This is a genomic window from Methylorubrum sp. B1-46, from assembly GCF_021117295.1.
Taxonomy (GTDB): domain Bacteria; phylum Pseudomonadota; class Alphaproteobacteria; order Rhizobiales; family Beijerinckiaceae; genus Methylobacterium.
Map to the genome: position 1 here is coordinate 4,355,743 of NZ_CP088247.1, position 23,954 is coordinate 4,379,696.

Consider the following 23,954-nt stretch of genomic DNA (forward strand, 5'->3'; position numbering starts at 1 on the left):
GCAGGCATGTCGTGCGATGCCGCCGGCTCATCCTCGGCGCATCATCCGAGCCGGCGATTTCGGGGACACCATGCTTGACGCGAAGAGCCAGGCGCTCTTCCTGAGCCGGGAGTGGATTCAGGGCAGCCTCCACGTCGGCCAGAACGAGGATCTCGCGAAGCTGTTCGCCGCAATCACGGCGCTGAAAGCCCTGCCGTGGTGTCCGGCCTCCATGCGCGATCTGCGCGCCTGCCGTGTCGAGCAGCGATCCGACTTCACGGCGACCGTCAAAGGCTGACGATCGCCGCGGGGCCTCTTCGTTGTTACGCCGCCTCGGTCTTCGCCCCGAGGCGCTTGTCGAGATAGGTGTCGACCGTCTGGGTCAACTCGTCGACCTTGCCGTCGAAGAAGTGGTTGGCGCCCTCGACCATCTGGTGCTCGATGATGACGCCCTTCTGCGTCTTCACCTTCTCGATCACCGGGATCACCTCGCGCGCCGGGGCCACCCGGTCTTCCGAGCCGTGCACGAACAGGCCGGAGGAGGGGCAGGGCGCCAGGAAGGTGAAGTCGTAGCGGTTGGCCATGGCGGCGATCGAGATGAACCCCTCGATCTCGGGGCGACGCATCAGCAACTGCATGCCGATCCACGAGCCGAACGACACGCCCGCAATCCAGCAGGACTTCGCCTCCGGATTGACCGACTGCACCCAGTCCAGCGCCGCAGCCGCGTCGGACAGCTCACCCGAGCCGTGGTCGAATGCGCCCTGGCTGCGGCCGACCCCGCGGAAGTTGAAGCGCAGGGCCGCGAAACCGCGATTGGCGAAGGTATAGAAAAGATTGTACACAATCTGATTGTTCATCGTGCCCCCGAACTGGGGGTGCGGGTGGAGCACGATCGCGATCGGCGCCCCCTTCTTCTTGGGGGCCTGGTAGCGGCCTTCCAGACGGCCGGCGGGGCCGGAGAAAATGACTTCGGGCATGGTGTCCTCGAGATGATCCGACTCTCACCCCGCGCTTTCGCGAAGGCGTGGGGGCTGAGCCGGTCACGGCTTGACTCGTTGCGCGCGCCACCTACAAGCGCTCTTAGAATAATTCTAGGCGATTAGAACTATTCTAAACTGTTCGTCGAGCCTCGACCTGCGGTGCAAGAGCGCGTTTCGCGCGGCTTAGCACGGGGGAGGGGGGCGAAATCAAGAAAATCAGGATCTGGCAGGACGATACGGAGCGAAACGGCAGGATGACAGCAGGCGGGCGCAGCTATCTCGATCACAACGCGACCTCTCCGGTGCGTCCGGAAGTCGCGGCGGCGGTCGCGCGCGCCCTCGAACTGCCCGGCAATCCCTCCTCGATCCACGCCGAGGGCCGCGCGGCGCGTCAGGCGCTGCAAACGGCGCGGGCACGGCTCGCCGCCCTGCTCGGCGCCGATCCGGAGCGCGTCACCTTCACCAGCGGCGGTACGGAAGCCGCCAACGCCGTGCTCTCCGGCGCCCTGCGCAAGACCGGCCTGCCTGCCCCCACCCGGCTGATGATCTCGGCCACCGAGCATCCCTGCGTCACCGCGGGCCACCGCTTCGCGCCGGAGGCGGTCGAGGTGCTGCCGGTGGATGGTCACGGCCTGCTGCGGCTCGACGTCCTCGCGGCCCGACTCGACGCTCTTCGTGACGAGACCGTGCTGATCTCGGTCCATGCGGCCAACAACGAGACCGGGGTGGTGCAGCCGCTGGCCGAGATCGTGCGGCGTGCCCGCGTCCACGGACGGGCCCTGGTTCACAGCGATGCGGTGCAGGCGGTCGGCAAGATCCCGCTCGACTTTTCCGCGCTCGGCCTCGATGCCCTGACCCTGTCGGGCCACAAGTTCGCCGCCCCGAAAGGCGTCGGCGCGATGGTGCTGGCCGAGGGGGTGAGCCTGGAGGCGGCCTTCCTGCGCGGCGGCGGCCAGGAGGCGCGCCTGCGCGGCGGCACCGAGAACCTTTCGGGGATCGTCGGCCTGGGCGAGGCGGCGATGATCGCCCAGGATGCCCTGGGAGCCGAGGCGACGCGGCTCGCGGGACTGCGCGATGCCCTCGAAGGACGCCTGCGAGCGCTCGCTCCGGACCTCGTGGTGTTCGGGGAGGGCGCGCCGCGCCTGCCCAACACCCTCCTCTTCGCCGTGCCGGAGTTGGAGGCCGCGACGGCGCTGATCGCCCTCGATCTCGCCGGCCTGGCCGTTTCGTCGGGGTCGGCCTGCGCCTCGGGCAAGGTGGCCCGCTCCCCCGTACTCGCGGCGATGGGCGTGAGCCCTGCGCTTGCCGCGGGGGCGCTGCGCGTCAGCTTCGGGTGGAATTCGCGTGCCGATGACCCGTCACGCTTCGTTTCGGGGTTCGAACGGGTCGTTTCGTCCCTATATCAGCGGCGAGGGCAGGCAGCCTGAGGAACGCTCAGCGCCGCCCGCCCAAGCCATTTTTTTCGGCGCTCACCCCGCCGTTTCATTGGAAACCCCCGGTCCTTGACGCCGGAGTCGGTAGGAGACGTTGAATGCCTGCAGTGCAGGAGACCATTGATCGGGTTCGTTCGATCGACATCGATCAGTACAAGTACGGCTTCGAGACCGTGATCGAGATGGAGAAGTCCGAGAAGGGCCTCTCCGAGGACGTGATCCGCTTCATCTCGGCCAAGAAGAACGAGCCGGAATGGATGCTCGAATGGCGCCTCGACGCCTACAAGCGCTGGCTCACCATGAAGGAGCCGGAATGGGCGCGGGTCGAGTACGACCGGGTCGATTACAACAACATCTATTACTACGCTGCGCCGAAGCGTAAGGGCCCGGAATCGCTCGACGACATCGATCCCGAGATCCTGAAGACCTACGAGAAGCTCGGCATCCCGCTGCGCGAAGTCGAGATGCTGGAAGGCATCGCGCCCGAGCGCCGCGTAGCGGTCGATGCGGTGTTCGACTCGGTCTCGGTGGCGACCACCTTCCGCAAGGAGCTGGAGAAGGCCGGCGTGATCTTCATGCCGATCTCCGAGGCCATCCGCGAGTACCCGGACCTCGTGAAGAAGTATCTCGGCTCGGTCGTGCCGGTGACCGACAACTTCTTCGCGACCCTGAACTCGGCGGTCTTCTCCGACGGGTCGTTCGTCTACATCCCGCCGGGCGTGCGCTGCCCGATGGAGCTGTCGACCTATTTCCGCATCAACGAGCGCGATACCGGCCAGTTCGAGCGCACGCTCATCATCGCCGACAAGGGGTCCTACGTCTCGTATCTGGAGGGCTGCACCGCCCCGAAGCGCGACGACAACCAGCTCCACGCCGCGGTGGTCGAGCTCGTCGCCCTGGAGGATGCCGAGATCAAGTACTCGACCGTCCAGAACTGGTACCCCGGCGACAACGAGGGCAAGGGCGGCATCTACAACTTCGTGACGAAGCGCGGCGATTGCCGCGGCGCCCGCTCGAAGATCTCGTGGACGCAGGTCGAGACCGGCTCGGCGATCACCTGGAAGTACCCGTCCTGCATCCTGCGCGGTGACGATTCCCGGGGCGAGTTCTACTCGATCGCGGTATCGAACGGCATGCAGCAGGTCGATTCCGGCACCAAGATGATCCATCTCGGCAAGAACACGACCAGCCGGATCATCTCGAAGGGCATCTCGGCCGGCCGCTCGCAGAACACCTACCGGGGTCTCGTCTCGGCCCACAAGAAGGCCAAGGGCGCGCGCAACTTCACCAACTGCGACTCGCTCCTGATCGGCGATCAGTGCGGCGCGCACACCGTGCCCTACATCGAGTCGAAGAACGCCAGCGCGGTGTTCGAGCACGAGGCCACCACCTCGAAGATCTCCGAGGACCAGAAGTTCTACTGCCTGCAGCGCGGCCTCTCCGAGGAGGAGGCGACCGCACTCATCGTCAACGGCTTCGTCCGCGACGTGCTGCAGCAGCTGCCGATGGAGTTCGCGGTCGAGGCCCAGAAGCTGATCTCGATCAGCCTCGAAGGTTCGGTGGGCTGACGGCTTCCACAGGCAGAACGAATGTCCCTCCCCCCTCTGCGGGGGAGGGTGCCTGCGAAGCAGGCGGGAGAGGGGAGCGACCTCTCCGGATGCGGCGCTCCCCTCTCCCGACCCGCTGACGCGGGCCACCCTCCCCCGCAGAGGGGGGAGGGAAAACACCGGAATCAAACAGGACTACGAAGACATGCTGGAAATCAAAAACCTCGTCGTGCAGATCGAGGACAACCGCATCCTCAACGGCCTGAACCTCACCGTGAACGACGGCGAGGTCGCCGCGATCATGGGCCCGAACGGCTCGGGCAAGTCGACGCTCTCCTACGTCATCGCCGGCAAGGAGGACTACGAGGTCCTCGACGGCGAGATCCTGCTCGACGGGCAGAACGTGTTGGAGATGGCGGCCGACGAGCGCGCCGCCGCCGGCATCTTCCTGGCCTTCCAGTACCCGCTGGAGATTCCGGGCGTGGGCACGATGACCTTCCTCAAGGCCTGCCTCAACGCCCAGCGCAAGGCGCGCGGAGAGACCGAGCTCTCGACCCCCGACTTCATCCGCGCGGTCAACGCGGCGGCCGACAAGCTCGAGATCAACAAGGAGATGCTCAAGCGCGCGCTCAATGTCGGCTTCTCCGGCGGCGAGAAGAAGCGCATGGAGATCCTCCAGATGGCGCTCCTGCAGCCGAAGTTCTGCGTCCTCGACGAGACCGATTCCGGCCTCGACATCGACGCGCTGCGCATCGTCTCCGAGGGCGTGAACGCGCTGCGGGCGCAGGGGCGTTCGTTCCTCGTCATCACCCATTACCAGCGGCTCCTCAACCACATCGTGCCCGACACTGTGCACGTCATGTCGAAGGGCCAGATCGTGAAGACCGGCGGCAAGGAGCTGGCGCTGGAGCTCGAGGCCTCCGGCTACGCCGAGTACCGCACGAGCGAGGCTGCGTAATGGCCGACGTCACCAATCTCCGCTCCCCCGCCGAGGCCGGGCTGTCGAAGCTGTTCGAGTCCTCGCGTAAGGCCTTCGCCAGCGAGTCCGCGATCAGCCGCGAGGAGGCGTTCCGCTTCTTCGAGGCGACCGGCCTGCCGAGCCGCCGGGTCGAGGCGTTCAAGTACACCGACTTGCGCGCCGCCATCACCGAGGCCGCCCCGCCGGCGCAAGCGCCGTCCGAGGACGCCGCCCGGTCCGCTGCCGCGGGCGCCCAGGGCTTCGCCGCGGTCGAGGCCGTGCGCCTGACCTTCGTCAACGGCCATCTCGTGGCCGCCCTGTCGGATCTCGATCGGGTGCCCGAGGGCGTGACCGTCACGCCGCTCAATGACGCGCTGGCGCAGGCCGACGCACGCCTCAAGCTGCTCGCCCCCGTCGAGCAGGTGCGCGAGAACCCGATCTACCAGCTCAACACCGCCTTCCTGGCGGACGGCGCGCTGATCTCGGTCGCCCCCGGCGCCAAGCCGGCGACGCCCGTGCATCTGCGCTTCATCGGCACGGGAGAGGCTGCCTTCTCGACCGCGACCCGCGTTCTGGTCGAGGTCGGCGCCGGGGCCGAGTTCTTCCTGCTGGAGAGCCACGAGGGCCCGTCCGGGCTGACCTACCAGCCCAACGACGCGCTCGATGTGCATATCGGCGCCGAGGCCGCCTTCCGCCACACCCGGCTCAACCGGGAAGGCGATGCGGCCATCGCCCTCTCGACGCTGTCCGTGCGCCTCGACGCGCGGGCGCAGCTCGAGACCGTCAACCTCGTGACCGGGGCCAAGCTCTCGCGTCACCAGATCTACCTGCACATCGCGGGCGAGGACGCCAACGCGGTCGTCAACGGCGCGACGCTGCTGGGCCACGGCCAACTCGCCGACTCGACCCTGCTCGCCGATCATGCGGCGACCGGGGGGGTGGGCCGCGAGATGTTCAAGACGGTGATCGACGGCGATTCCACCGGCGTGTTCCAGGGTAAGATCATCGTCCGCCAGGTCGCGCAGCAGACCGACGGCAAGATGAAGTCCGACTGCCTGCTCCTGACCGATGACGGTCAGATGATGAACAAGCCGGAGTTGGAGATCTTCGCCGACGACGTCGCCTGCGGCCACGGCGCCACCTGCGGTGCGCCGGACGAGGATTTGCTGTTCTACCTCATGGCCCGCGGCCTGCCGCGCGCCACCGCCGAGAGCCTGCTGGTCCAGGCCTTCGTCGGCGAGGCGGTGGAGACGGTCACGCACGAGGGCGCGCGCGACGCGCTGATCGGCGGGATCGAGGCGTGGCTGGCGTCCCGGGGGTGAGCGGGGACCGCTACGACGTTGCGACGGCCGGGCGCCATCTGGCGCTCGGCTGGCGATGGCCGCGGGCAGCGATGCGCGAGGCCAGGGGGATCGGCGAGGGGACGCGGCTCGGCCTCGTCATCGTCTCCGGCGCCCTCGTCGTGCTGGTCGATCCGGCCGAGGACGGCTTTCCGCGCTTCGTCGCCGCGCAGGCCGCGGACAAGGCGACCCTTGCGGTCTCACTCGGGGAGGTCGCCGTGTGGGGCGTCGGCCTCCTCGCGGTTCTGCTTCTCCTCTACGGCGGGGTGGTCGGAACGCTGTGGCTGTTCACGCGGCCGAGCCCCGCCAAGCCCCCGTTCGCGGCCTTGCGCTCGGTGGTCGCGGTCGCGAGCTGGGTCTCGACGCTTCCGGTCCTGGCCGTCGGTCTGATGTCCTTCCTCACCGGATTCGACATCATCGGCGGGATTCTGATGCTGGGCCTGTGGACGGCCTTTGCCGGCCTCTGCCTGTCCGAGGTCACAGGTCTCGATCCCCGAGCGTGCACCGGCCTCGCGCTGGGCTCGACGATTCTCGCATCCGTCGCGATCGCGGCAGCCATCGCCGGCCTCTCCGTGACGTTGATCCACGAAGACGCCGTCGGCCTCGCCGAGGGACTGACGCCGTGAATGTATTTGCCATGAACGCACCCGCTATGAACGCACTGGGCACCGATCGAGGCACCATGAGCTACGACGTCGAAGCGATCCGGAAGGAATTTCCGATTCTTTCGCAGACGGTCTACGGCAAGCCGCTGGTCTATCTCGACAATGCCGCCTCCACGCAGAAGCCGCGGGCGGTGATCGACGCCATGGTCTCCTGCATGGAGACCGGCTACGCCAACGTCCATCGCGGCCTGCACTACATGGCCAATGCCGCGACCGAAGGGTTCGAGGGTGCCCGCGAGACCACGCGCCAGTTCCTCAACGCGGCCTCCACCGACGAGATCATCTTCACCCGCAACGCGACGGAAGCCTACAACCTCGTGGCTTCCTCCATGGGCTGGGCCGGGCTGATCGGGGAGGGGGACGAGATCATCCTCTCGATCATGGAGCATCACTCCAACATCGTGCCCTGGCACTTTCTGCGCGAGCGGCGCGGCGCCGTCATCAAGTGGGCGCCGGTGGACGACGACGGCAATTTCCTGGTCGAAGAATTCGAAAGACTGTTCAGCCCGCGCACCAAGATGGTGGCGATCACCCACATGTCGAACGTGCTCGGCACGGTGACGCCGGCCGAGGAGATCGTGCGCATCGCCCACGCCCATGGCGTGCCGGTGCTGCTCGACGGCGCGCAGAGCGCGGTGCACCGCCCGGTCGACGTGCGCGCGCTCGATTGCGACTTCTTCGTCTTCACCGGCCACAAGGTCTACGGGCCGACCGGCATCGGCGTGCTCTACGGCAAGAAGGAGTGGCTCGACCGGCTGCCCCCCTACCAGGGCGGCGGCGAGATGATCCGCACGGTGAGCCAGGACACGATCACCTATAACGACCCGCCGCACCGCTTCGAGGCGGGCACGCCGGCGATCATCGAGGCGGTCGGTCTCGGCGCGGCGCTGGAATTCATGATGACGCTCGGGCGCGAGAACATTGCCGCCCACGAGGCGCGGTTGACGGCCTACGCCCAGGAGCGCCTCGGCGCGATGAATTCGATCCGCCAGATCGGTAATTCCCGCGACAAGGGCGGCGTCATCGCCTTCGAGGTGAAGGGCGCGCATGCCCACGACATCGCCACAGTGATCGACCGCCAGGGCGTGGCGGTGCGGGCCGGCACCCACTGCGCCATGCCGCTGCTGGCGCGTTTCGGTGTGACCTCGACCTGTCGCGCCTCGTTCGGCCTGTATAATACGACGCAAGAGATCGACGCCCTCGCCGAGGCCCTGGCCAAGGCCGAGATGCTGTTCGCCTGATTTTTGAGAGTTTCGGCCGCCGTGATGGGGGCCGGAAGGAGTGATCCGATGAGCGCAGACGCCACCATCACCGGGGGCACCAACACCCCGGCCCTCGCGGCGGCCTCCGCAATTCCCGCGGAAGAAATCGACCGCCTGACCGACGACATCGTCGCGGCGCTGAAATCCGTCTACGACCCCGAGATCCCTGCCGACATCTACGAACTCGGCCTGATCTACCGGGTGCAGATCGAGGACGACCGGCGGGTGCTGATCGACATGACGCTGACCGCGCCGGGCTGCCCCGTGGCCGGCGAGATGCCGGGCTGGGTCGAGAACGCGGTCTCGGCGGTGCCGGGCGTGCAGTCCTGCTCCGTCACCATGGTATTCGATCCGCCGTGGGACCAGAGCCGGATGTCCGACGAGGCCCGCGTCGCGCTCGACATGTGGTAGCGCGCCTCAGCGCGCCAGAATCGGGCGGCCTGGCTCGAAACTGACATCCTCGTCGATGTCCGCCAGCGCGAGTTGTGCGCCGATGGCGGGCAGCGCGATCACGGCGTCGAGGCCCTCGAAGTTCTCCTCGGCCCAAGCGTCGCCCTCGCGCCGGTAGAGCACGGCGCTGGGAAAGCGTGTCTCGACGAGGAGGATGTAGGCGAGGCTCGGATGGCGCCGGTACTCGTCGGGCTTGCGGAAGCGGTCGATGTTGGTGGTGGAGGGTGACAGCACCTCCACGACCAGACGCGGTAAGCGGTTCTCGTAGGGATCGCGGACGAGTTCGCTGCACACCACCGTCACGTCGGGACGACGGATCGTGGCGATGCTCGTGCGCAGCGCAAGATCGTCGGCGGTCGGGCGGCAGCCGCTTCCGCGCAATGGAGCGTGAAGCGTCGCGATGAGGTTGACGACGGCGCGGTCGTGCTGAGCGCCGGCCCCGGTCGTCATCTTCTCATGCGGTACCGGCACGCCGTCGACGAGTTCGTAGAGACCCTCCTGAACTGATTGCCACGCGAAGAACGCGTCCGGCGTCATCGGCCGCGCAGGATCGGCCATCGCATCCTCCGTCACCGATTCAGCATAGCACGGCTGCAATCGATCCGTGCGCGGAGGGGCCCGGTGGACCGGTGGCGGCGGAGTGCTTATCTCTTGAAAGACCCGAAAACTCACCCGCCCGGGCCTTGAACCCGGCCGCAGGAGAGAGACCCCAATGTCAGGTTTCAAGGTGATCACGCTGACCGACCGCGCCGCGGATCGGCTGAAGGCGATCATGGCCGATGCGGAGAAGCCGATCGCCGGCTTGCGCGTCGGCGTGAAGAACGGCGGCTGCGCCGGCATGTCCTACACGATGGAATATGCCGAGGCGCGCAAACCCGGCGAGGACGCGATCGAGGACCGGGGCGTGACCGTGTTCATCGACCCCAAGGCGGTGCTGTTCCTGCTCGGCACCGAGATGGACTTCCAGACGACCAAGCTGTCGTCGCAGTTCGTGTTCAACAACCCGAACCAGACCTCGGCCTGCGGCTGCGGCGAGTCCGTGGCGATCACGCCCGCGACTCCGGACCGGCTCGGCGCGGCCGTCCCGGCCTGATCGGCGCGGGCGGGCGCCCCGCCCGCCCCTGATCTCACGCCACGTCGCGTAAAGGCCCCGCCTCGGTCTCGTCGAGGGTGCGGTTGCGGCCGGCGCGCTTGGCGGCGAACAGGCAGGCATCCGCCCGCTCCAGCAGCGAGACGGCGTTGTCGTCCTCGCGGCGGGTGGCGACGCCGAGCGACACCGTGACTTTGCCGAGCGATTCACCGGTCGAGCGCTTCACCAATTCGCGACCGGTGACGCTGGTGCGCACCCGTTCCGCGACGGCGCGGGCCTCGACCAGGTCCGTCTCCGGCAGGACGATGCCGAATTCCTCGCCGCCGAAGCGGGCGAGCGTCGCGCCCGGCTGCCCCACATGCTCGCGCATGACGATGGCGACGAGGCGCAGTACCTGATCCCCGGTCAGATGGCCGTAGAGGTCGTTGAATCGCTTGAAATAGTCGATGTCGATGACGATCAGGCTCGTCGGCCGGCCTCCGGCCTGCGACGCGTCGCAGGCGCGGTGCAGGGCCGTCTCGAAGCTCTTGCGGTTGCCAAGACCCGTCAGGGCATCGGTCAGACTCTCCAGGCGGGCCGCCTCGAGCGTCTCGCGCAGGCCCTCGATCTCGCTGCGGCTCTCCCGCATCCGCGCTTCGAGGGTGCGGTTGTTGGCGGTCACGTCGCGGGTGTTGGCGATGATCATCGTGACGATCTCGCGCAGACGCGTCCGGGTGGTCGCCGTGTTGGCGATGTCCTGGGACAGGGCCTGGAGCGACTCGCCGTATTGGGCGGTGGAGCGGATCGAGACCTCGATCATCTCCATGATGCCCTCGACCTCAGCGATGAGGCTCGAATTCATCCGGTCCACCTCCACGGCGAGCCGGCGCCCGTCGATATAGGTGTCGTGCAGGCTCTCGATGTCGGTGTTCGTCAGCGTGCCGTTCTGCGCCGTGAGCCGCTTGATCGCGTCGTTCATCAGCGGCTGCGTGCCCGACGCGTAGAGATACCAGACCGCGTAGGCCCGCGGCGTGGCGCAGGCGCAGTAGTCGCGCATCAGCTCGAAGCTGCGCTGCGCAAGGACGAAACTGCGATCACGGTCGAGATCGGGGCCGTGGCTCATCCGGTGACGTAGGCTCCTGCGGACGGGGCACGCCGCCCCTGTCGTCCACTCAGCCTGAGTGTCGCTTCAGAACCTCGCCAGGACGTTAAGGCGGGCGCGGAATACGCCCGCCGCTGCCACCGTCAGCGATGATGTCCGGGGAGGGCTACTTGCTCTTCCCGAACCCAGTCGGCTTCAGCAGGAAGGCCGGCACGTGCGAGCCGAGGCCGACCGGCGTGTCGTCGTCCTCGTCGCGGCGCGGGGGACGGCGCTCGGAGCGGGACCGATCGGGGGCGCTGCGCGCGGGCTCCCGGGCCGGGGAAACCGGCTCTGGCTCGCGGATCGGGGCACGCCGGGTGTCGTCGCGCCGGATTTCCTCGCGCCGCGTGTCCTCGCCGCGATCGGAGGCCGGGCGCCGGCTGCCGCGCGAACGGCGCTCGCTCGACCGCTCTGTGGCCCGCTCGCTCCCCTTCTCGGCGCCGCGCTCGGGCCCCCGCTCAGGTCCACGCTCGGTGCCCTTGGCCCGCCGGCTGCCGCGGCGGCGGCGGGGCTCGTCGCCATCCGCGTCCTCGGGCAGGCTCGCGAGGTCGCCGTCGAGCCACGCGATCGGCCGGCCGATCAGGCTCTCGATCGCCGAGAGCGAGCGCTCGTCGGCGCGGTTGGCCAGAGTGAAGGCGTTGCCGGCGCGTCCGGCGCGGCCCGTCCGCCCGATCCGGTGGACGTAATCCTCGGGATGGTGCGGCACGTCGAAGTTGAAGACGTGGCTCACGGCGGGGATGTCGAGGCCGCGGGCGGCGACGTCGGAGGCCACGAGCAGCGGAACCTCGCCGCTGCGGAAGCCGTCGAGCGCCGCGGTGCGGGCGCGCTGGTCCATGTCGCCGTGAAGCGCGGCGACGTTGAAGCCGTGGCTCGCCAGGGACTTCTGCAGCAGCGCCACGTCGCGCTTGCGGTTGCAGAAGATGATGCCGTTCTGCAACTCGTTCGCCGAGCGGATGAGATGGCGCAGCACCTTGCGCTTCTCGTGCCCCTCCGGCCCCGTCGCCACGAGGCGCTGCTCGATCGTCGTGGCGGTGGAGGAGGGCCGTGCCACCTCGACCCGCTGCGGATTCGACAGGAACATGTCCGCCAGCCGCTCGATCTCCGGCGGCATGGTGGCGGAGAAGAACAGGGTCTGGCGCGTGAACGGCACCATCTTCACGATGCGCTCGATATCGGGAATGAAGCCCATGTCGAGCATCCGGTCGGCCTCGTCGATGACGAGGAGTTCGACGCCGGTGAGCAGCAGCTTGCCGCGCTCGAAATGGTCGAGCAGGCGCCCCGGCGTCGCGATCAGCACGTCGGTGCCGCGGGTGAGCTTGGCATCCTGGTCGGCGAAGGAGACGCCGCCGATGATCAGCGCCACGTTGAGCTTGTGGTTGGTGCCGTAGCGCTCGAAATTTTCCTCGACCTGGGCGGCGAGTTCGCGGGTCGGCTCCAGGATCAGCGTGCGCGGCATCCGCGCCCGCGCCCGGCCGGTCTCCAGCATGGTCAGCATCGGCAGAGTGAAGGCCGCGGTCTTGCCGGTGCCGGTCTGGGCGATGCCGAGCACGTCGCGCCGGGCGAGCACGTGCGGGATCGCCTGGGCCTGGATCGGCGTCGGCTCGGTGTAGCCGGCGGCGGAGACGGCTTGGAGTACCTTGTCACTCAGTCCAAGATCGGCGAAAGACATCGGGTGTGGGAAACCATTTGCGCGCGTGGAGTGGGCCGATCAGGGGCTCAGAACTCGCGCCGGCGGATGATCGCGAGAGCCGTGCGCGGTACGCCGTCACGCGTCCGAACGCGCGCGACACTTAGACCCCTCGGCCTGCTTGTCAATCGACCGCGCATGCGGTGCTGCCTCCCGCACGGGCCGGGGCCGGGTGCGTCACGGGCGTCCCGCAATCGCCGAGAGGCGCGTCCGAGCCACCGTTTTCGTCCCGGCTGCGCGTGCGCGCGCGTCAGTTCCGCGCGGTCGGGCCGAGGCTGCCGCGCAGTGCGCACGGATCGAGCCGCATCGCCTGTGCGCCGGTCCCGATCGAGCCGGTCACCTCGGGCTCGATCGGAGGAGCGGCCGGTTTGGCGATCTGGTGGGCCAGGGCCGTGGCGCCGAGGCCGACGATCAGCGCCGTCTTGATCGACCAGGCAAGAGGACCGCGCGGTCTGGGCGAGCCGGAATCGAGGGACATGAACAGTGCAATCCGTCGGGCCGGCTGCGGGTGCCGGGTAGCCGGAGGATCAGCCGAGCAGGGTTAATGCCAGCTTACGAGATTCGCAAACGGGTTGTTAACCGTATTGCGGGCCAGTTCGTCTTCGAGATTTGACTGTTGCGGGATTTCTACAAGACGGGCCATCGATGTGCGCAATGACACATCGATCCTGATCGAGTGCTCACGGCCGGGTAAGCTTCACCTTTCGTTGACGGGTTCGGTGGCATTCATCGCTCCATCGCAGGAGGGCGACGGATACCGGGGCGGACCCCCGGACCACTTCACACCAACACCGGCTCCCGCCAAACCAGGACACGACACGATGAAAAGCCTGCTTCTCGCTTCGAGCGCGCTCATTGCCGCCACCGTTGCCGCCTCGGCCGCCGACCTGCCGCGCCGCGCCGCGCCGCCCCCGGTGTTCCAGCCGGTGCCGGTCTTCACCTGGACGGGCTTCTACGCCGGTTTCAACGCCGGTTACGGCTTCGGCACCCAGGACGACCGCGCCCCGACCGTGATCGGCGTCGGCCCGGCCTCGCTCCTCGTGCCCCCGCCCACCACCGCCGTGATCGCCTTCAACAACCGCGAGTCCAACGAGGGCTTCGTCGGCGGCGGCCAGATCGGCTACAACTACCAGTTCACCCCGGGCTCGGGCGTCGTGATCGGCGTCGAGGCGGACGCCCAGTACGCCGATTTCGGCCGTAACCGGAACCGCTTCCTGTCGACCAGCCCGCTGGCCGCGCAGCAGGTGTTCAATCCGGGCGGTCTGTCCGGCCTCGACTTCTTCGGCACCGTCCGCGGCCGCCTCGGCTACGCCTTCGACCGCACCCTCGTGTACGGCACCGGCGGCTTCGCCTACGGCTCTGGCGGCGGCCGTGAGTTCGGCACCGGCGTGTCGAGCGACGACTTCCAGACCGGCTGGGCCGCGGGTGGCGGTATCGAGTACGCTCTCCCGACCGACTCGTTCCTGAACTTCTTCAAGTCCTCGGCCGTCACGCTGAAGGTCGAAGGCCTGTACGTGAACCTCGACCGCGGCAACGGTGGCCGCGGCGCCTTCGCGGTGGACAACCAGGGCCGCACGGTCACCGTGACCAGCCCGGGCGTCGTGCTCGTCAGCGGTGGCCAGCAGGTCCGCGACACCGAGTTCGCCGTCGTCCGCGCCGGCCTGAACTACAAGTTCGGCTCGTACTAAGATCCGGATCTCCGGCGGTCCCTCATCGGACCGCCGGGCCTCCCCGAAAAAGCCCGGCCGCGCGCCGGGCTTTTTCGCGTTGGATGCCTCGCCTCAGGCGGAGGCTGTCGTTAAGGTCTTGTTGACCATACCGGCGGATCCTGCACGGCCCTCCCGACGCGAGGACCGGCGCCCGCAACCGCCACGGCGAGACCCGCGCATCCGCATGACAACCGGCATGAGATCGGACCGCACGGCCGGACGCGCCGCGCGGAGACGAGATTCGGCACGTCCCTCGCCATGGGCGCGGTGGAGCGCGGTCCGTGGTGCGGCCCTCCTGGGGATCCTCTGCGGTTCGATCGCCGTTGCGCGGGCGCAGGAGCCGCTCTACCTGCGGATCCGCGCAAACCCGGAAGCCCGTCTCGACGGAGCGGCCGCCGCCGGACCGACGGGCGGTCCGCTGGCCGCAGGACGCGCGCGCGGTGAATCCGCCTGGGAGCGCAGCGACCGGCGCGCCCGGATCGCGATCGCCTCGGTCTGCACCGGATGCATGGTGGGACGTTCCGCTCTGCAGGCGTTCATGCCGTCCTCCGTGACGGAGGCGCGGGGCTCCGACATGCCTTCGCCGCTTTCGTCGCCTTCTCCCTCTCCCTCTCCGTTGCCCTTTGCAGCGACCGCAGGTGACCCATGACCCAGGCCCACCCGACCACCGGCGCGACCGTCGATCCGGAATGCCCGGTCTCGCTCGAACTGCTCGGCGAGGTCTACCGCGCCGACGAGTACGATCTGCCCTACATCCTGGAGACGATCCCGGCGCTGACGCGGGCCAAGCTCGCCGCCTATCTGTACGGCAAGAGCCACATGCATCAGCTCGGCCTGAAGGTGGCCCGCGCCTGCGAGCGCGAGGACCTGATCCGGGCCGTGGGCGAGATCGGTTCGGTGATCTACGGTCAGTCCCGGCTGAAGCCGACCCAGGCGGCGCCGGAGATCGAGGTGCCGGCCGGTCGCGGTCGCGGCGCCCCGGCGGCCCAACCGAAGAAGGTCAAGATCAGCCTCGGCGGCTCCGCCGCGAAGGGCCGCAGCTTCGATTGAGCGCCCGCCTCGTCCGGCCGCGCCGACGAACGGTGGCGGCCCACGAGGCTCTCGATAAGACAGCGCTCGCTGTTATGTCTTTGCGTCGTTTCCAAGCGCGGCCATGCACGGCCGTGGCTTGCTTTGACCGTTCGGCACGGGGCCGCGTGGTGACCGGAGGATCAATTCGATGTTCGCGACGTGGTGGAAGCTCGGCCTCGACACGACCCTTCTGGCCTTCGAGGCCCAGTCGGTGATCGCTCTGCGGATGGCCAAGCTCGCCGGCGGCGGCAGCGCGGCCCAGGCGGAGGCGCAGCGCATGGTGAGCGAGAAGGTGTTCGCGGCCGGTGAGGCGGCGATGCAGCTCGCCACGGGCGGGTCCCACGGCGCGGTGGTGGCTGGCTACCGCCGCAAGGTGCGGGCGAACCACCGCCGGCTCTCCCGCGCTGCGACACGCGATTAACCGTCCCTTAACCATGAACTTCCATCGTTCGACCTCACGTCGGACGATTTCGGGAGAGCGTCATGGTGCTGTGCGAGAACAGCGTGCGCGAGCGCGCCTACTACATCTGGGAAGGCGAGGGCCGGGTGTTCGGCCGGGCCGAAGCCCACTGGCTGCAGGCCGAGGCCGAACTGCGGCAGAGCGTGACGACGGTCGAGGCCGCAGTGGTCGCCGCTCCGGCCAAGGTCGCCAAGCCTCGCGCCAGCCGCGCCAAGGTTGCCGAGACGCCCGCCGCGGCGCTGGCAGGCGTCGCCAAGGCGGCCAAGACCAAGGTTGCCAAGGCGCCCGCTGCCACCGTCGCCAAAGCCGCCGAGAAGCCCGCCGCCAAGGCGGTCAAGGCCGCCCCCAAGGCCAAGCCGGCCGCCAGCCGGGCCAAGTCCCGCGCCGGTGCCGAGGCGGTCGTTCTCCACTGAGCCCAGCGAACAGAACCGGGTTCGAGAGCCCGCCGTCCTCCGGGGATGGCGGGCTTCGCTTTTTTCAGGGCTCGGCGTCGGGGCCGGGACGCATGGCAAGGACAGGCAAGGGTATGGAACGTGAGTCGGGATTGGCCGTTTCCCCTTGCGCTCCACAGGCGGGGCGGGCTCCGGTGACCCGACGTTCGAGGAGGGACAAGCGATGCGCGTGCTGATGGGACGAGGAGCTTTGGTCGCCCTTCTCGGCACGATGCTGGCCTCCGCCGCCGAGGCGGGTCCGATGCGAGCGGGAGAGGCGTTCTACACCGGTCCCGCCGTGCCGACGGTAAGTGGCCGGGCGCCATGGAACGCGCCGTGGGAATACGACTCGGGCAGCGGCCAGGACCGGCGCCCCGAGCTGCCCTATTACCAGCAGGGCCGTGGCCAGCAGACCGGTGGGCCGGCCCGCAACCTGCTGCCCGACGACGGTCTTCACCTCTTCCCACGCTGAGAGCGGTTCGTTTGCATGAGCCCTCGCATCCAGGCCGTCGTGTTCGACATCGACGGTACGCTGCTCGACAGCGTTGACCTGCACGCCCGCGCCTGGGTCGAGGCCTTCGCGCATTTCGGAATCGAAGCGAAGGAAGCAGAGGTCCGCCGCCAGATCGGCAAGGGGGGCGACCAGTTGCTGCCGGTCTTCGTGGATGCGGAGCGGCTCGCCCGTGAGGGCGAAGCGATCGAATCCTACCGCTCCGATCTGTTCAAGCGCTCCTATCTCGCGCAGGCTAAGCCCTTCCCCGCGGTGCAGGCCCTGCTCAGCCATGTCCGCGATGCAGGCCAGACCGTCGCACTCGCCTCCTCCGGCAAGGCGGACGAGGTTGAGAACTATCAGCGGATCCTCGGCATCACCGATCTCGTGGATGTGGTCACGACCTCCGACGATGCCGAGCGCTCCAAGCCCCATCCCGACATCTTCGAGGCGGTGCTGGGCAAGCTCCCCGGCGTGCCGAAACAGGCGGTGATGGTGGTCGGCGACACGCCCTACGACGCGCAAGCCTCTGCCCGTGCTGGACTTTCGACGATCGGCGTTCTGTGCGGCGGCTTCCCCGAGGCCGAGCTCTCAGAGGCTGGCTGCGTCGCGATCTACCGCGATCCCCAGGATCTGCTCGACGGCTACGCATGCTCGCCCCTCGCCTGATGCGTCACGGCTGGTGAGCCGGTGTCAAAAAGCTGTGAGCGACGGAGGGAGCCCCCAAGGAAGCGCTAACTGCGAGCCGGCAAACCTATGGCCATGCGATTTGGAACCGTTTAAGAGCCCGCCCCGCGGGGGGCGAGCCCGCTTCCGGATGCGACTCATGCAGACCACGGCCGAGACGTTCATGACGACCTCGAAATCTCTCCAGCAGCAGGTCGCCGAGGCCATCGAGGACCGGGCTCTGCCGATCAGCCGGCTCCTGCGTCTGATGTGGGCGCTCGATGCCGACCGCAGCGCCGCCAACCAGAATCTGCGGGCCCAGCTCCGCGCCCGAATCGGCGCCCCGCTGAGCGCCTGATTTTTTCGGGGTCCTGCCGCGCAGCTTGAAGTGGCGCGTGAGCGGGCTGCCCTAACGTCCGGGAATCATTGGCCTTCCGGTGCTTAGTTGGTGCCGGAAGGCCTTGTTTTTTCAGGCCCCTTGCGCCTGGGCCGGCGCCTCGATCCGGCCGGCGCGCAGGCGCACGGTGCGGTCGCACAGCCGGGCGAGGCCGGGATCGTGCGTCACCAGAACCAGGGTCGCACCGCGGTCGCGCTTCAATCCGAACAGCAGCTCCACGATCTGCTGCCCCGTCGCCTCGTCGAGGTTGCCGGTCGGCTCGTCGGCGACCAGGATCGCCGGATCGGGGGCGAGTGCGCGGGCGATCGCCACCCGCTGCTGCTCGCCGCCGGAGAGCTGCGCCGGGTAGTGCCGCAGCCGGTGACCGAGCCCCACCGCCTCCAGTTCCGCCGCCGCCCGTCCGTGCGGATCGGGCGCGCCCGCGAGTTCGAGGGGCAGCGCCACGTTCTCCTGCGCGGTCATGGTCGGCACGAGGTGGAAGGCCTGGAACACGATGCCGATGTTGCGGCCGCGGAAGCGCGCGAGCCCGTCCTCGTCGAGACCGCTCAGATCGGTGCCGGCGATGGTGACGCGGCCGGTATCGGGCCGTTCCAGACCGGCCATTACGGTGAGCAGGGTGGACTTGCCCGAGCCCGAGGGCCCGACGAGCCCGACCGCCTCGCCGCGCTCGACATCGAGCGAGATGCCGCGCAGGACATGCACCCGCGCGGGACCGCGGCCGAGGCTCAGCTCGATCTGCGACAGGGAGACGGCCTTGTTCGACATCAGGCACCGACCGATCTGGACTGAGGGCTTGAGAGCCGCACGGGCAGGTTCGAGCGAAAGGACACGGTCTTGCACCACGCGAACGAGGCGAAAGCCGGATCCGGCGGGTTTGTGGCCCGCCTTGTGTCACGCGCGGGCGCCCGGCGCGAGGCGGACGGACCCGATGTGGGGCCTCCCCGTCCCGAGCGCAGGGCCGCGCTGATGCTCCTCTTCGCCGCAGTCACGCTCGCCGCCGCTGGCCTGCGGCCCGGCACCGTGCGGGCCGAACAGCCGCCCCTCAAGCTCGTGGCCCTGGGCGACAGCCTCACCGCGGGCTACCGCCTTCCCGCCGAGGCCGCCTTTCCCGCGGTGCTGGAGCGGGTGCTGAAGGCCAAGGGGTACAGGGTCGAGATCGCCAATGCCGGGGTCTCGGGCGACACCAGCACCGGCGGGCTCGACCGGCTCGATTGGTCGGTGCCGGACGGCACGCAAGGGGTGATCCTCGAACTCGGCGCCAACGATATGCTGCGCGGCACCGATCCGGCCGTGACACGCAAGGCGCTGGAGACGATCATCGTGCGATTGAAGGAGCGGGGCATCCCGGTGCTGCTCACCGGCATGCTGGCGGCGCCCAATCTCGGCATCGAGTACCGCACCCGCTTCGACGCGATCTATCCCGACCTCGCGCGGGCGCACGACCTCGTGCTCTACCCGTTCTTCCTCGACGGCGTGGCGGGCCAGCGCGCCAACACCATGGATGACGGGCTGCACCCGACCGCCCAGGGCGTCGAACGGGTCGTCGCGGGCATCCTCCCCACCGTCGAGACCTTCCTCGGCCGCCTGGGCCAGACGCCGGAGCAGAAGGGCCAGTAGCGATGCCGCGCCTGTTCACCGGGCTGGAGATCCCGCCGGACATCGCCGAGCGGCTGTCGTTCTTCCGCGGCGGCCTGCCCGGCGCGCGCTGGGTCGAGCCGTCGGATTACCACATCACCCTGCGCTTCCTCGGCGAGATCGACGAAATCGTCGCCGCCGATCTCGATGCGGGCTTGGCGGAAGCGCGGGCGCGCCCGGCCTTCACCGTGGCCCTCGACGGGCTGGCGAGCTTCGGCGGCGACCGGCCCCGCGCCCTCTACGCCTCGGTCGTGCCGAGCCCGGAATTGACCGAGCTGCAGGAGGAGCACGAGCGCATCGCCCGCCGGGCCGGCGCCGCGCCGGAGCGGCGCAAGTTCACGCCCCACGTGACGCTGGCCCGCCTCAACCGCGAGGCCACGCCGGAGGCGGTGGCGCGCACGCTGACCCAAGCGGGCGTGTTCCCGCGCCTCACCTTCACGGCGCGCCGCGCCGCCCTGTACTCGGCCCGCACCTCGCGCGGCGGCGGCCCCTACCTCGTCGAGGCGGCCTATCCGTTCGGGGGCGGGCCCTTCGAGCCGGACGAAGGGGCGGACGGGTCGTAGTTCGAGCCCGCTCACGTTCCGCCCTTGCGTTGCGCCGCCGCTTGCGGCATGACGCGAGCCGCGCCGCGCGCGCCGTAGGAGTGTAGCTCAACTGGTCAGAGCACCGGTCTCCAAAACCGGGGGTTGGGGGTTCGAGTCCCTCCACTCCTGCCACGGCGCATCCGGCCCGGCCTTCGCCTCGCCGCACATCCTTTCCTCCCCATCGACAAGTCGGATCACTTGCGCTAGAGCGGGCGCATTCCGAGATCCTCAGATGCTGTCGGTGTGGGACAAACGTCCTCGCACCGCGATCGGCGGTTCCCGGAGCCCTGTCCGGTTTCAGTTGCGCCATGGCATCGAACGAAGCGACCAAGAAAGCCGACGCGGCGCGCGGACCCAATCGCGGCGCGGCGCCCCTCCCGCCCCAGCGCGCGACCCCGCCGGTGCGCCCGGCGCCGAAGCGCGTCGGCCCGGCGGAGTTCCTGGGGCAGGTGCGCGACGAGGCCCGCAAGGTCACGTGGCCGACCCGCAAGGAGACCACCGTCACCACGATGATGGTGTTCATCATGGTGGTGGCCGCGAGCCTGTTCTTCGTCGCCGTCGATCAGGTGCTGCGTTTCGGCGTCGGCTTGATCCTCGGGATCGGCGCCTAAGGATTTTCGGGCGTCCCTGCGACGCCGAGGAGTTGAGAAGACCCGTGTCGAAGCGCTGGTACATCGTCCACGCCTACTCGAACTTCGAGAACAAGGTCGCCCAGTCCATCAAGGACCAGGCGGCCCAGCGCGGGCTGACCGAGCTGTTCGACGAGGTCATGGTGCCGACCGAGAAGGTCACCGAAGTCCGCCGCGGCCGCAAAGTCGACGCCGAGCGGAAATTCTTCCCCGGCTACGTGCTTGTGAAGTGCGACCTGACCGACGAGGTCTACCACCTCATCAAGAACACCCCGAAAGTCACCGGCTTCCTCGGTGCCGACAAGGCCAAGCCGGTGCCGATCCCGGACGCCGAGGCCGAGCGCATCAAGGGGCAGGTGCAGGAGGGCGTTGACCGCCCGAAGCACACGGTCTCCTTCGAGATCGGCGAGACGGTCCGCGTTTCCGACGGCCCCTTCGCCTCCTTCAACGGCACCGTCGAGGAAATCGACGATGCCCGCTCGCGCCTCAAGGTGGCGGTGTCGATCTTCGGCCGCGCCACTCCGGTCGAGCTGGAATACGGTCAGGTCGAGAAGGTCTGATTTTCTTCGGATTTCGCGATCGATCGGCCTCGACCGACTGATCCTCGATGTTCCCGGCCGGCGGCCCAGCCGCGGCCCGGAAACGGCGATGCTTTCCTGAGAGCACCGCCACAACCCCGCGGGAGATCCGCCCGGCTTCGCCTCCGGGACCCACGGATCGCACCGCGACCTGCAACCGCCCGTCCGTCCGTGCCTCGGCAGCCCGGCGACGCGCAACTTTTGGGAGCAGTCCCATGGCGAAGAAGATCACGGGCTACGTGAAGCTTCAGGTCCCGGCCGGCGCCGCCAACCCGTCGCCGCCGATCGGCCCCGCGCTCGGTCAGCGCGGCCTCAACATCATGGAATTCTGCAAGGCCTTCAACGCGAAGACCGCGCAGATGGAGAAGGGCACCCCGATCCCGGTGATCATCACCGCGTATCAGGATCGCTCCTTCACCTTCGAGATGAAGCAGCCCCCGGTCACCTTCTTCCTGAAGAAGGCTGTCGGCCTGAAGATCGGCAAGAAGCCGGCTTCCGGCTCGAAGACCCCGGGCAAGGGCCCGACCGTCGGCAAGATCACCGAAGCCCAGCTTCGCGAGATCGCCGAGAAGAAGATGCCCGACCTCAACTGCGACTCCGTCGATGCGGCGGTCGCGATGATCCGTGGCTCCGCGCGAGCCATGGGCCTCGAAGTCGTCGCGTAAGGGAGGGCGATATGGCACGCGAAGGAAAGCGCATCCGCGCCGCCCGCGAGGGTCTGGAGCCGACCAAGCTCTACGCCATCGACGAGGCGATCAAGCTGGTGAAGTCGAAGGCTTCGGCCAAGTTCGATGAGACCGTCGAGATCTCGATGAATCTCGGCGTCGACCCGCGCCACGCCGACCAGATGGTCCGCGGCGTCTGCAACCTGCCGAACGGCTCCGGCCGGACGGTCCGCGTGGCGGTCTTCGCTCGCGGCGCCAAGGCGGACGACGCCAAGGCGGCGGGTGCCGACATCGTCGGCGCCGAGGATCTCCTTGAGATCGTCCAGGGCGGCAAGATCGAGTTCGATCGCTGCATCGCGACCCCGGACCTGATGCCGCTGGTCGGCCGTCTCGGTAAGGTGCTGGGCCCGCGCGGCCTGATGCCGAACCCGAAGGTCGGCACCGTCACCATGGACGTGAAGGGCGCGGTCGCCGCCGCCAAGGGCGGTGCGGTCGAGTTCCGCGTCGAGAAGGCCGGCATCATCCACGCCGGCGTCGGCAAGGTGTCCTTCGATGAGCAGAAGCTCGTTGAGAACATCAAGGCCTTCGCCGATGCGGTCGCCAAGGCGAAGCCCGCCGGCGCCAAGGGCACCTACATCCAGCGCATCGCCGTCACCTCGACGATGGGTCCGGGTGTGAAGGTCGAGCCCTCCACGGTGCTGACCGCGTAAGACGCGTTCCGCAGGGACGTTTCAGGAAAGCGCCCGGCCGAAAGGCCGGGCGCTTTTCGTTTGGCTGGTGACCGTCATCGCGAGGCGAAGCCGAAGCGATCCAGCGGCGCGACCTTTTCGGAGAGGGCAGTGCCCTGGACTGCTTCGCTCCGCTCGCCGTGACGGCCGGCGATCACCCCTCCGTCACGTCCTCCAGCGCCAGCTTCAGGTGCCGCGGCCCGCGCAGCGAAGCACCGGGCCGGTAGGGCGGCGGGTCCTCGACTAGGGACGCGCCCTTCAAGCGCCGCACGAGGCTGACCAAAGCCACCTCCGCCTCGATCCGCGCCAAGGGCGCGCCGACGCAGTAATGCAGCCCGCCACCGAAGCCGAGATGGCGGTTGTCGGGCCGGTCGGGATCGAAGCGGTCGGGATCGGGAAAGCGGGCCGGATCGCGGTTGGCCGCCGCCAGCAGAAAGATCACCGGCGCGTCCTTCGGGATGGTGATCCCGCCGACCGTGATGTCGGTCAGTGCCAGCCGGGTCCGGTACTGGACCGGCGGCTCGTAGCGCAGAAGCTCCTCGATCAGCCGCGGCGCGATCCCGGGCTCGGCGCGCAGGCGCTCCCAATGCTCGGGGAAGCGCAGCAGCGTCAGCATACCGTTGGTGATCAGGTTCACCGTGGTCTCGTGACCCGCCACCAGGAGCAGCACGGCGGTGGCGATCAGGTCGAAATCGTTCATCCCGTCGCTGTCTTTCGCCAGATCCGAGAGGATGTCCTCCTGGCGGTCCTTGCGCTTCGCCTTGATCAGCCCCTGGAGGTAGTCGGCGATCTCGGTGAAGCAGACCTCGTTCTTGGCCCTCGTCTCTTCGTCGTCGCGCCGGTTCGGCTCGAGCGCGGTCGCGAGCTGCGTCGCCCAGCCGTGGAACTGCGCCTCATCCTCCGGCGGCACGCCGAGCAATTCGCAGATTACCGTGACGGGCAGCGGATACGAGAAGTCATCGACAAGATCGATGCAGGTCTTGCCCCGCATCTTGCCGATCAGGTCGTCGGTGATCTCTTGCGTCTTCGCGCGCATGCCGCGCACCCGCTCAGGGGTGAAACAGCGCATCACTTGGCCCCGCAGGCGGTCGTGGTCGGGCGGGTCGCGGAAGATGAAGGGGCGGTGGCGCTTGCGGATCTCGGCCCGCACCGGCCGCACCAGCAGGTCGGTGACCGGGTTGCCGGTCCAGCGGAACTTTTGCGGGTCGGGCAGGTCGTCCGAGCTGATCCGCGGGTCGGAGATCAGCCGCGCCAGCTCGGCATGGGTGCTGACGACGTAAGTGCCGTCCTCCTGCCGCGCGACGGGCACCTTCCGCATCTCCGCGTAGAGCGGGTAGGGGTTCGCCCGGTGGGCGGGGTCGAGGATCTGTTCGAACAGCGTGCTTCCGCTCACGGGA

29 protein-coding genes and 1 tRNA gene are annotated in these 23,954 nt (G+C 68.6%); 23 read left to right on the forward strand and 7 right to left on the reverse strand.

The window, feature by feature from the left end; translation table 11 throughout:
• The first annotated feature begins 70 nt into the window (after positions 1 to 70).
• Complete coding sequence (locus LPC10_RS20320; RefSeq protein WP_231344066.1) at positions 71 to 277, forward strand: hypothetical protein; 207 nt, start codon at positions 71 to 73, stop codon at positions 275 to 277.
• A gap of 25 nt (positions 278 to 302) precedes the next feature.
• Here the strand turns inward: LPC10_RS20320 and LPC10_RS20325 are convergent, their stop codons facing one another.
• Positions 303 to 959 (reverse strand): alpha/beta hydrolase, encoded by a 657-nt coding sequence (locus tag LPC10_RS20325; protein ID WP_017484188.1) that lies wholly within the window; start codon positions 957 to 959, stop codon positions 303 to 305.
• A 257-nt stretch (positions 960 to 1,216) separates the two neighbouring features.
• Between LPC10_RS20325 and LPC10_RS20330 the strand changes: the two genes are divergently transcribed.
• The 7 genes from LPC10_RS20330 to LPC10_RS20360 all read left to right on the forward strand — a co-directional run bounded on the left by LPC10_RS20330 (position 1,217) and on the right by LPC10_RS20360 (position 8,578).
• Entirely contained in the window at positions 1,217 to 2,389 is a 1,173-nt protein-coding gene (locus tag LPC10_RS20330; protein ID WP_231344068.1) for a cysteine desulfurase family protein, read from the forward strand.
• A 104-nt stretch (positions 2,390 to 2,493) separates the two neighbouring features.
• Complete coding sequence (sufB, locus tag LPC10_RS20335) at positions 2,494 to 3,963, forward strand: Fe-S cluster assembly protein SufB (RefSeq protein ID WP_231344069.1); 1,470 nt, start codon at positions 2,494 to 2,496, stop codon at positions 3,961 to 3,963.
• 184 nt (positions 3,964 to 4,147) lie between these two features.
• Entirely contained in the window at positions 4,148 to 4,900 is a 753-nt protein-coding gene (gene sufC / locus LPC10_RS20340) for a Fe-S cluster assembly ATPase SufC (RefSeq protein ID WP_015824141.1), read from the forward strand.
• Positions 4,900 to 6,222, forward strand: a complete 1,323-nt coding sequence (locus tag LPC10_RS20345; RefSeq protein WP_231344070.1) for a SufD family Fe-S cluster assembly protein — start codon at positions 4,900 to 4,902, stop codon at positions 6,220 to 6,222. Before sufC ends, LPC10_RS20345 begins: the two co-directional genes overlap by 1 nt.
• Positions 6,201 to 6,866, forward strand: a complete 666-nt coding sequence (locus LPC10_RS20350) for a hypothetical protein (protein WP_231344071.1) — start codon at positions 6,201 to 6,203, stop codon at positions 6,864 to 6,866. Before LPC10_RS20345 ends, LPC10_RS20350 begins: the two co-directional genes overlap by 22 nt.
• A gap of 56 nt (positions 6,867 to 6,922) precedes the next feature.
• The gene (locus tag LPC10_RS20355) at positions 6,923 to 8,146 is read left to right on the forward strand and encodes a cysteine desulfurase (protein ID WP_231344072.1); all 1,224 of its coding nucleotides are present in this window, start codon (positions 6,923 to 6,925) and stop codon (positions 8,144 to 8,146) included.
• A gap of 48 nt (positions 8,147 to 8,194) precedes the next feature.
• Positions 8,195 to 8,578, forward strand: coding sequence for an SUF system Fe-S cluster assembly protein (locus LPC10_RS20360; protein WP_231344073.1), 384 nt, complete (start codon positions 8,195 to 8,197; stop codon positions 8,576 to 8,578).
• Between the two features lie 6 nt (positions 8,579 to 8,584).
• On the opposite strand, the gene LPC10_RS20365 is transcribed toward LPC10_RS20360, so the two are convergent.
• Entirely contained in the window at positions 8,585 to 9,175 is a 591-nt protein-coding gene (locus LPC10_RS20365; protein ID WP_231344074.1) for a Uma2 family endonuclease, read from the reverse strand.
• A gap of 154 nt (positions 9,176 to 9,329) precedes the next feature.
• Here LPC10_RS20365 and LPC10_RS20370 point away from each other — a divergent pair, with 154 nt between their 5' ends.
• Positions 9,330 to 9,710, forward strand: coding sequence for an iron-sulfur cluster assembly accessory protein (locus tag LPC10_RS20370; protein ID WP_108941718.1), 381 nt, complete (start codon positions 9,330 to 9,332; stop codon positions 9,708 to 9,710).
• Between the two features lie 34 nt (positions 9,711 to 9,744).
• Here LPC10_RS20370 and LPC10_RS20375 read toward each other — a convergent pair whose 3' ends face one another.
• The 3 genes from LPC10_RS20375 to LPC10_RS20385 all read right to left on the reverse strand — a co-directional run bounded on the left by LPC10_RS20375 (position 9,745) and on the right by LPC10_RS20385 (position 12,992).
• Positions 9,745 to 10,809, reverse strand: coding sequence for a GGDEF domain-containing protein (locus LPC10_RS20375; RefSeq protein WP_231344075.1), 1,065 nt, complete (start codon positions 10,807 to 10,809; stop codon positions 9,745 to 9,747).
• Positions 10,810 to 10,954: 145 nt separating this feature from the next.
• Positions 10,955 to 12,496, reverse strand: a complete 1,542-nt coding sequence (locus LPC10_RS20380; RefSeq protein WP_231344076.1) for a DEAD/DEAH box helicase — start codon at positions 12,494 to 12,496, stop codon at positions 10,955 to 10,957.
• A 268-nt stretch (positions 12,497 to 12,764) separates the two neighbouring features.
• Positions 12,765 to 12,992, reverse strand: a complete 228-nt coding sequence (locus LPC10_RS20385; RefSeq protein ID WP_231344077.1) for a hypothetical protein — start codon at positions 12,990 to 12,992, stop codon at positions 12,765 to 12,767.
• A gap of 343 nt (positions 12,993 to 13,335) precedes the next feature.
• Here LPC10_RS20385 and LPC10_RS20390 point away from each other — a divergent pair, with 343 nt between their 5' ends.
• The 7 genes from LPC10_RS20390 to LPC10_RS20420 all read left to right on the forward strand — a co-directional run bounded on the left by LPC10_RS20390 (position 13,336) and on the right by LPC10_RS20420 (position 17,699).
• Complete coding sequence (locus LPC10_RS20390; RefSeq protein ID WP_231344078.1) at positions 13,336 to 14,202, forward strand: outer membrane protein; 867 nt, start codon at positions 13,336 to 13,338, stop codon at positions 14,200 to 14,202.
• Positions 14,203 to 14,868: 666 nt separating this feature from the next.
• Entirely contained in the window at positions 14,869 to 15,273 is a 405-nt protein-coding gene (locus LPC10_RS20395; RefSeq protein WP_133089237.1) for a hypothetical protein, read from the forward strand.
• A 169-nt stretch (positions 15,274 to 15,442) separates the two neighbouring features.
• Complete coding sequence (locus LPC10_RS20400; protein WP_231344079.1) at positions 15,443 to 15,715, forward strand: hypothetical protein; 273 nt, start codon at positions 15,443 to 15,445, stop codon at positions 15,713 to 15,715.
• A gap of 62 nt (positions 15,716 to 15,777) precedes the next feature.
• Positions 15,778 to 16,167, forward strand: a complete 390-nt coding sequence (locus LPC10_RS20405) for a DUF2934 domain-containing protein (RefSeq protein ID WP_231344080.1) — start codon at positions 15,778 to 15,780, stop codon at positions 16,165 to 16,167.
• A 202-nt stretch (positions 16,168 to 16,369) separates the two neighbouring features.
• Positions 16,370 to 16,657: a hypothetical protein gene (locus LPC10_RS20410; protein WP_231344081.1), complete on the forward strand. Its 288-nt coding sequence runs from the start codon at positions 16,370 to 16,372 to the stop codon at positions 16,655 to 16,657.
• Between the two features lie 15 nt (positions 16,658 to 16,672).
• Positions 16,673 to 17,344 carry an HAD family hydrolase gene (locus LPC10_RS20415; RefSeq protein WP_231344082.1) on the forward strand — a complete coding sequence of 224 codons (672 nt, stop codon included), beginning with the start codon at positions 16,673 to 16,675 and terminating at the stop codon, positions 17,342 to 17,344.
• Positions 17,345 to 17,501: 157 nt separating this feature from the next.
• Positions 17,502 to 17,699 (forward strand): hypothetical protein, encoded by a 198-nt coding sequence (locus tag LPC10_RS20420; protein ID WP_108941729.1) that lies wholly within the window; start codon positions 17,502 to 17,504, stop codon positions 17,697 to 17,699.
• A gap of 111 nt (positions 17,700 to 17,810) precedes the next feature.
• Here the strand turns inward: LPC10_RS20420 and LPC10_RS20425 are convergent, their stop codons facing one another.
• The gene (locus tag LPC10_RS20425; RefSeq protein WP_231344083.1) at positions 17,811 to 18,503 is read right to left on the reverse strand and encodes an ABC transporter ATP-binding protein; all 693 of its coding nucleotides are present in this window, start codon (positions 18,501 to 18,503) and stop codon (positions 17,811 to 17,813) included.
• 201 nt (positions 18,504 to 18,704) lie between these two features.
• On the opposite strand from LPC10_RS20425, the gene LPC10_RS20430 reads away from it, so the two are divergent.
• The 7 genes from LPC10_RS20430 (at position 18,705) to rplA (ending at position 22,539) form a co-directional block, all read left to right on the forward strand.
• A complete protein-coding gene (locus tag LPC10_RS20430; protein ID WP_231344084.1) occupies positions 18,705 to 19,355 on the forward strand; it encodes an arylesterase in 651 nt (216 codons plus the stop codon).
• Between the two features lie 2 nt (positions 19,356 to 19,357).
• Positions 19,358 to 19,936: an RNA 2',3'-cyclic phosphodiesterase gene (thpR, locus tag LPC10_RS20435; RefSeq protein WP_231344085.1), complete on the forward strand. Its 579-nt coding sequence runs from the start codon at positions 19,358 to 19,360 to the stop codon at positions 19,934 to 19,936.
• A 76-nt stretch (positions 19,937 to 20,012) separates the two neighbouring features.
• A tRNA-Trp gene (locus tag LPC10_RS20440) sits at positions 20,013 to 20,089 on the forward strand.
• 176 nt (positions 20,090 to 20,265) lie between these two features.
• On the forward strand, positions 20,266 to 20,568 hold the full coding sequence (gene secE, locus LPC10_RS20445; protein WP_108941731.1) for a preprotein translocase subunit SecE: 303 nt from the start codon (positions 20,266 to 20,268) through the stop codon (positions 20,566 to 20,568).
• A 44-nt stretch (positions 20,569 to 20,612) separates the two neighbouring features.
• Complete coding sequence (nusG, locus tag LPC10_RS20450; protein WP_003597503.1) at positions 20,613 to 21,146, forward strand: transcription termination/antitermination protein NusG; 534 nt, start codon at positions 20,613 to 20,615, stop codon at positions 21,144 to 21,146.
• A gap of 233 nt (positions 21,147 to 21,379) precedes the next feature.
• Positions 21,380 to 21,829, forward strand: a complete 450-nt coding sequence (gene rplK / locus LPC10_RS20455; protein WP_003597508.1) for a 50S ribosomal protein L11 — start codon at positions 21,380 to 21,382, stop codon at positions 21,827 to 21,829.
• A gap of 11 nt (positions 21,830 to 21,840) precedes the next feature.
• Positions 21,841 to 22,539, forward strand: a complete 699-nt coding sequence (gene rplA, locus LPC10_RS20460; protein WP_012456183.1) for a 50S ribosomal protein L1 — start codon at positions 21,841 to 21,843, stop codon at positions 22,537 to 22,539.
• A 172-nt stretch (positions 22,540 to 22,711) separates the two neighbouring features.
• On the opposite strand, the gene LPC10_RS20465 is transcribed toward rplA, so the two are convergent.
• Positions 22,712 to 23,950: a cytochrome P450 gene (locus LPC10_RS20465; RefSeq protein WP_231344087.1), complete on the reverse strand. Its 1,239-nt coding sequence runs from the start codon at positions 23,948 to 23,950 to the stop codon at positions 22,712 to 22,714.
• Positions 23,951 to 23,954: the final 4 nt, after the last annotated feature.

Excerpts from the sequence above, each read along its gene's own strand:
- LPC10_RS20320 (WP_231344066.1), top strand. The coding sequence starts at position 71 with ATGCTTGACGCGAAGAGCCAGGCGCTCTTCCTGAGCCGGGAGTGGATT.
- LPC10_RS20325 (WP_017484188.1), bottom strand. The coding sequence starts at position 959 with ATGCCCGAAGTCATTTTCTCCGGCCCCGCCGGCCGTCTGGAAGGCCGC.
- LPC10_RS20330 (WP_231344068.1), top strand. The coding sequence starts at position 1,217 with ATGACAGCAGGCGGGCGCAGCTATCTCGATCACAACGCGACCTCTCCG.
- sufB (WP_231344069.1), top strand. The coding sequence starts at position 2,494 with ATGCCTGCAGTGCAGGAGACCATTGATCGGGTTCGTTCGATCGACATC.
- sufC (WP_015824141.1), top strand. The coding sequence starts at position 4,148 with ATGCTGGAAATCAAAAACCTCGTCGTGCAGATCGAGGACAACCGCATC.
- LPC10_RS20345 (WP_231344070.1), top strand. The coding sequence starts at position 4,900 with ATGGCCGACGTCACCAATCTCCGCTCCCCCGCCGAGGCCGGGCTGTCG.
- LPC10_RS20355 (WP_231344072.1), top strand. The coding sequence starts at position 6,923 with ATGAGCTACGACGTCGAAGCGATCCGGAAGGAATTTCCGATTCTTTCG.
- LPC10_RS20360 (WP_231344073.1), top strand. The coding sequence starts at position 8,195 with ATGAGCGCAGACGCCACCATCACCGGGGGCACCAACACCCCGGCCCTC.
- LPC10_RS20365 (WP_231344074.1), bottom strand. The coding sequence starts at position 9,175 with ATGGCCGATCCTGCGCGGCCGATGACGCCGGACGCGTTCTTCGCGTGG.
- LPC10_RS20370 (WP_108941718.1), top strand. The coding sequence starts at position 9,330 with ATGTCAGGTTTCAAGGTGATCACGCTGACCGACCGCGCCGCGGATCGG.
- LPC10_RS20375 (WP_231344075.1), bottom strand. The coding sequence starts at position 10,809 with ATGAGCCACGGCCCCGATCTCGACCGTGATCGCAGTTTCGTCCTTGCG.
- LPC10_RS20380 (WP_231344076.1), bottom strand. The coding sequence starts at position 12,496 with ATGTCTTTCGCCGATCTTGGACTGAGTGACAAGGTACTCCAAGCCGTC.
- LPC10_RS20385 (WP_231344077.1), bottom strand. The coding sequence starts at position 12,992 with ATGTCCCTCGATTCCGGCTCGCCCAGACCGCGCGGTCCTCTTGCCTGG.
- LPC10_RS20390 (WP_231344078.1), top strand. The coding sequence starts at position 13,336 with ATGAAAAGCCTGCTTCTCGCTTCGAGCGCGCTCATTGCCGCCACCGTT.
- LPC10_RS20395 (WP_133089237.1), top strand. The coding sequence starts at position 14,869 with ATGACCCAGGCCCACCCGACCACCGGCGCGACCGTCGATCCGGAATGC.
- LPC10_RS20400 (WP_231344079.1), top strand. The coding sequence starts at position 15,443 with ATGTTCGCGACGTGGTGGAAGCTCGGCCTCGACACGACCCTTCTGGCC.
- LPC10_RS20405 (WP_231344080.1), top strand. The coding sequence starts at position 15,778 with ATGGTGCTGTGCGAGAACAGCGTGCGCGAGCGCGCCTACTACATCTGG.
- LPC10_RS20410 (WP_231344081.1), top strand. The coding sequence starts at position 16,370 with ATGCGCGTGCTGATGGGACGAGGAGCTTTGGTCGCCCTTCTCGGCACG.
- LPC10_RS20415 (WP_231344082.1), top strand. The coding sequence starts at position 16,673 with ATGAGCCCTCGCATCCAGGCCGTCGTGTTCGACATCGACGGTACGCTG.
- LPC10_RS20420 (WP_108941729.1), top strand. The coding sequence starts at position 17,502 with ATGCAGACCACGGCCGAGACGTTCATGACGACCTCGAAATCTCTCCAG.
- LPC10_RS20425 (WP_231344083.1), bottom strand. The coding sequence starts at position 18,503 with ATGTCGAACAAGGCCGTCTCCCTGTCGCAGATCGAGCTGAGCCTCGGC.
- LPC10_RS20430 (WP_231344084.1), top strand. The coding sequence starts at position 18,705 with ATGCTCCTCTTCGCCGCAGTCACGCTCGCCGCCGCTGGCCTGCGGCCC.
- thpR (WP_231344085.1), top strand. The coding sequence starts at position 19,358 with ATGCCGCGCCTGTTCACCGGGCTGGAGATCCCGCCGGACATCGCCGAG.
- secE (WP_108941731.1), top strand. The coding sequence starts at position 20,266 with ATGGCATCGAACGAAGCGACCAAGAAAGCCGACGCGGCGCGCGGACCC.
- rplK (WP_003597508.1), top strand. The coding sequence starts at position 21,380 with ATGGCGAAGAAGATCACGGGCTACGTGAAGCTTCAGGTCCCGGCCGGC.
- rplA (WP_012456183.1), top strand. The coding sequence starts at position 21,841 with ATGGCACGCGAAGGAAAGCGCATCCGCGCCGCCCGCGAGGGTCTGGAG.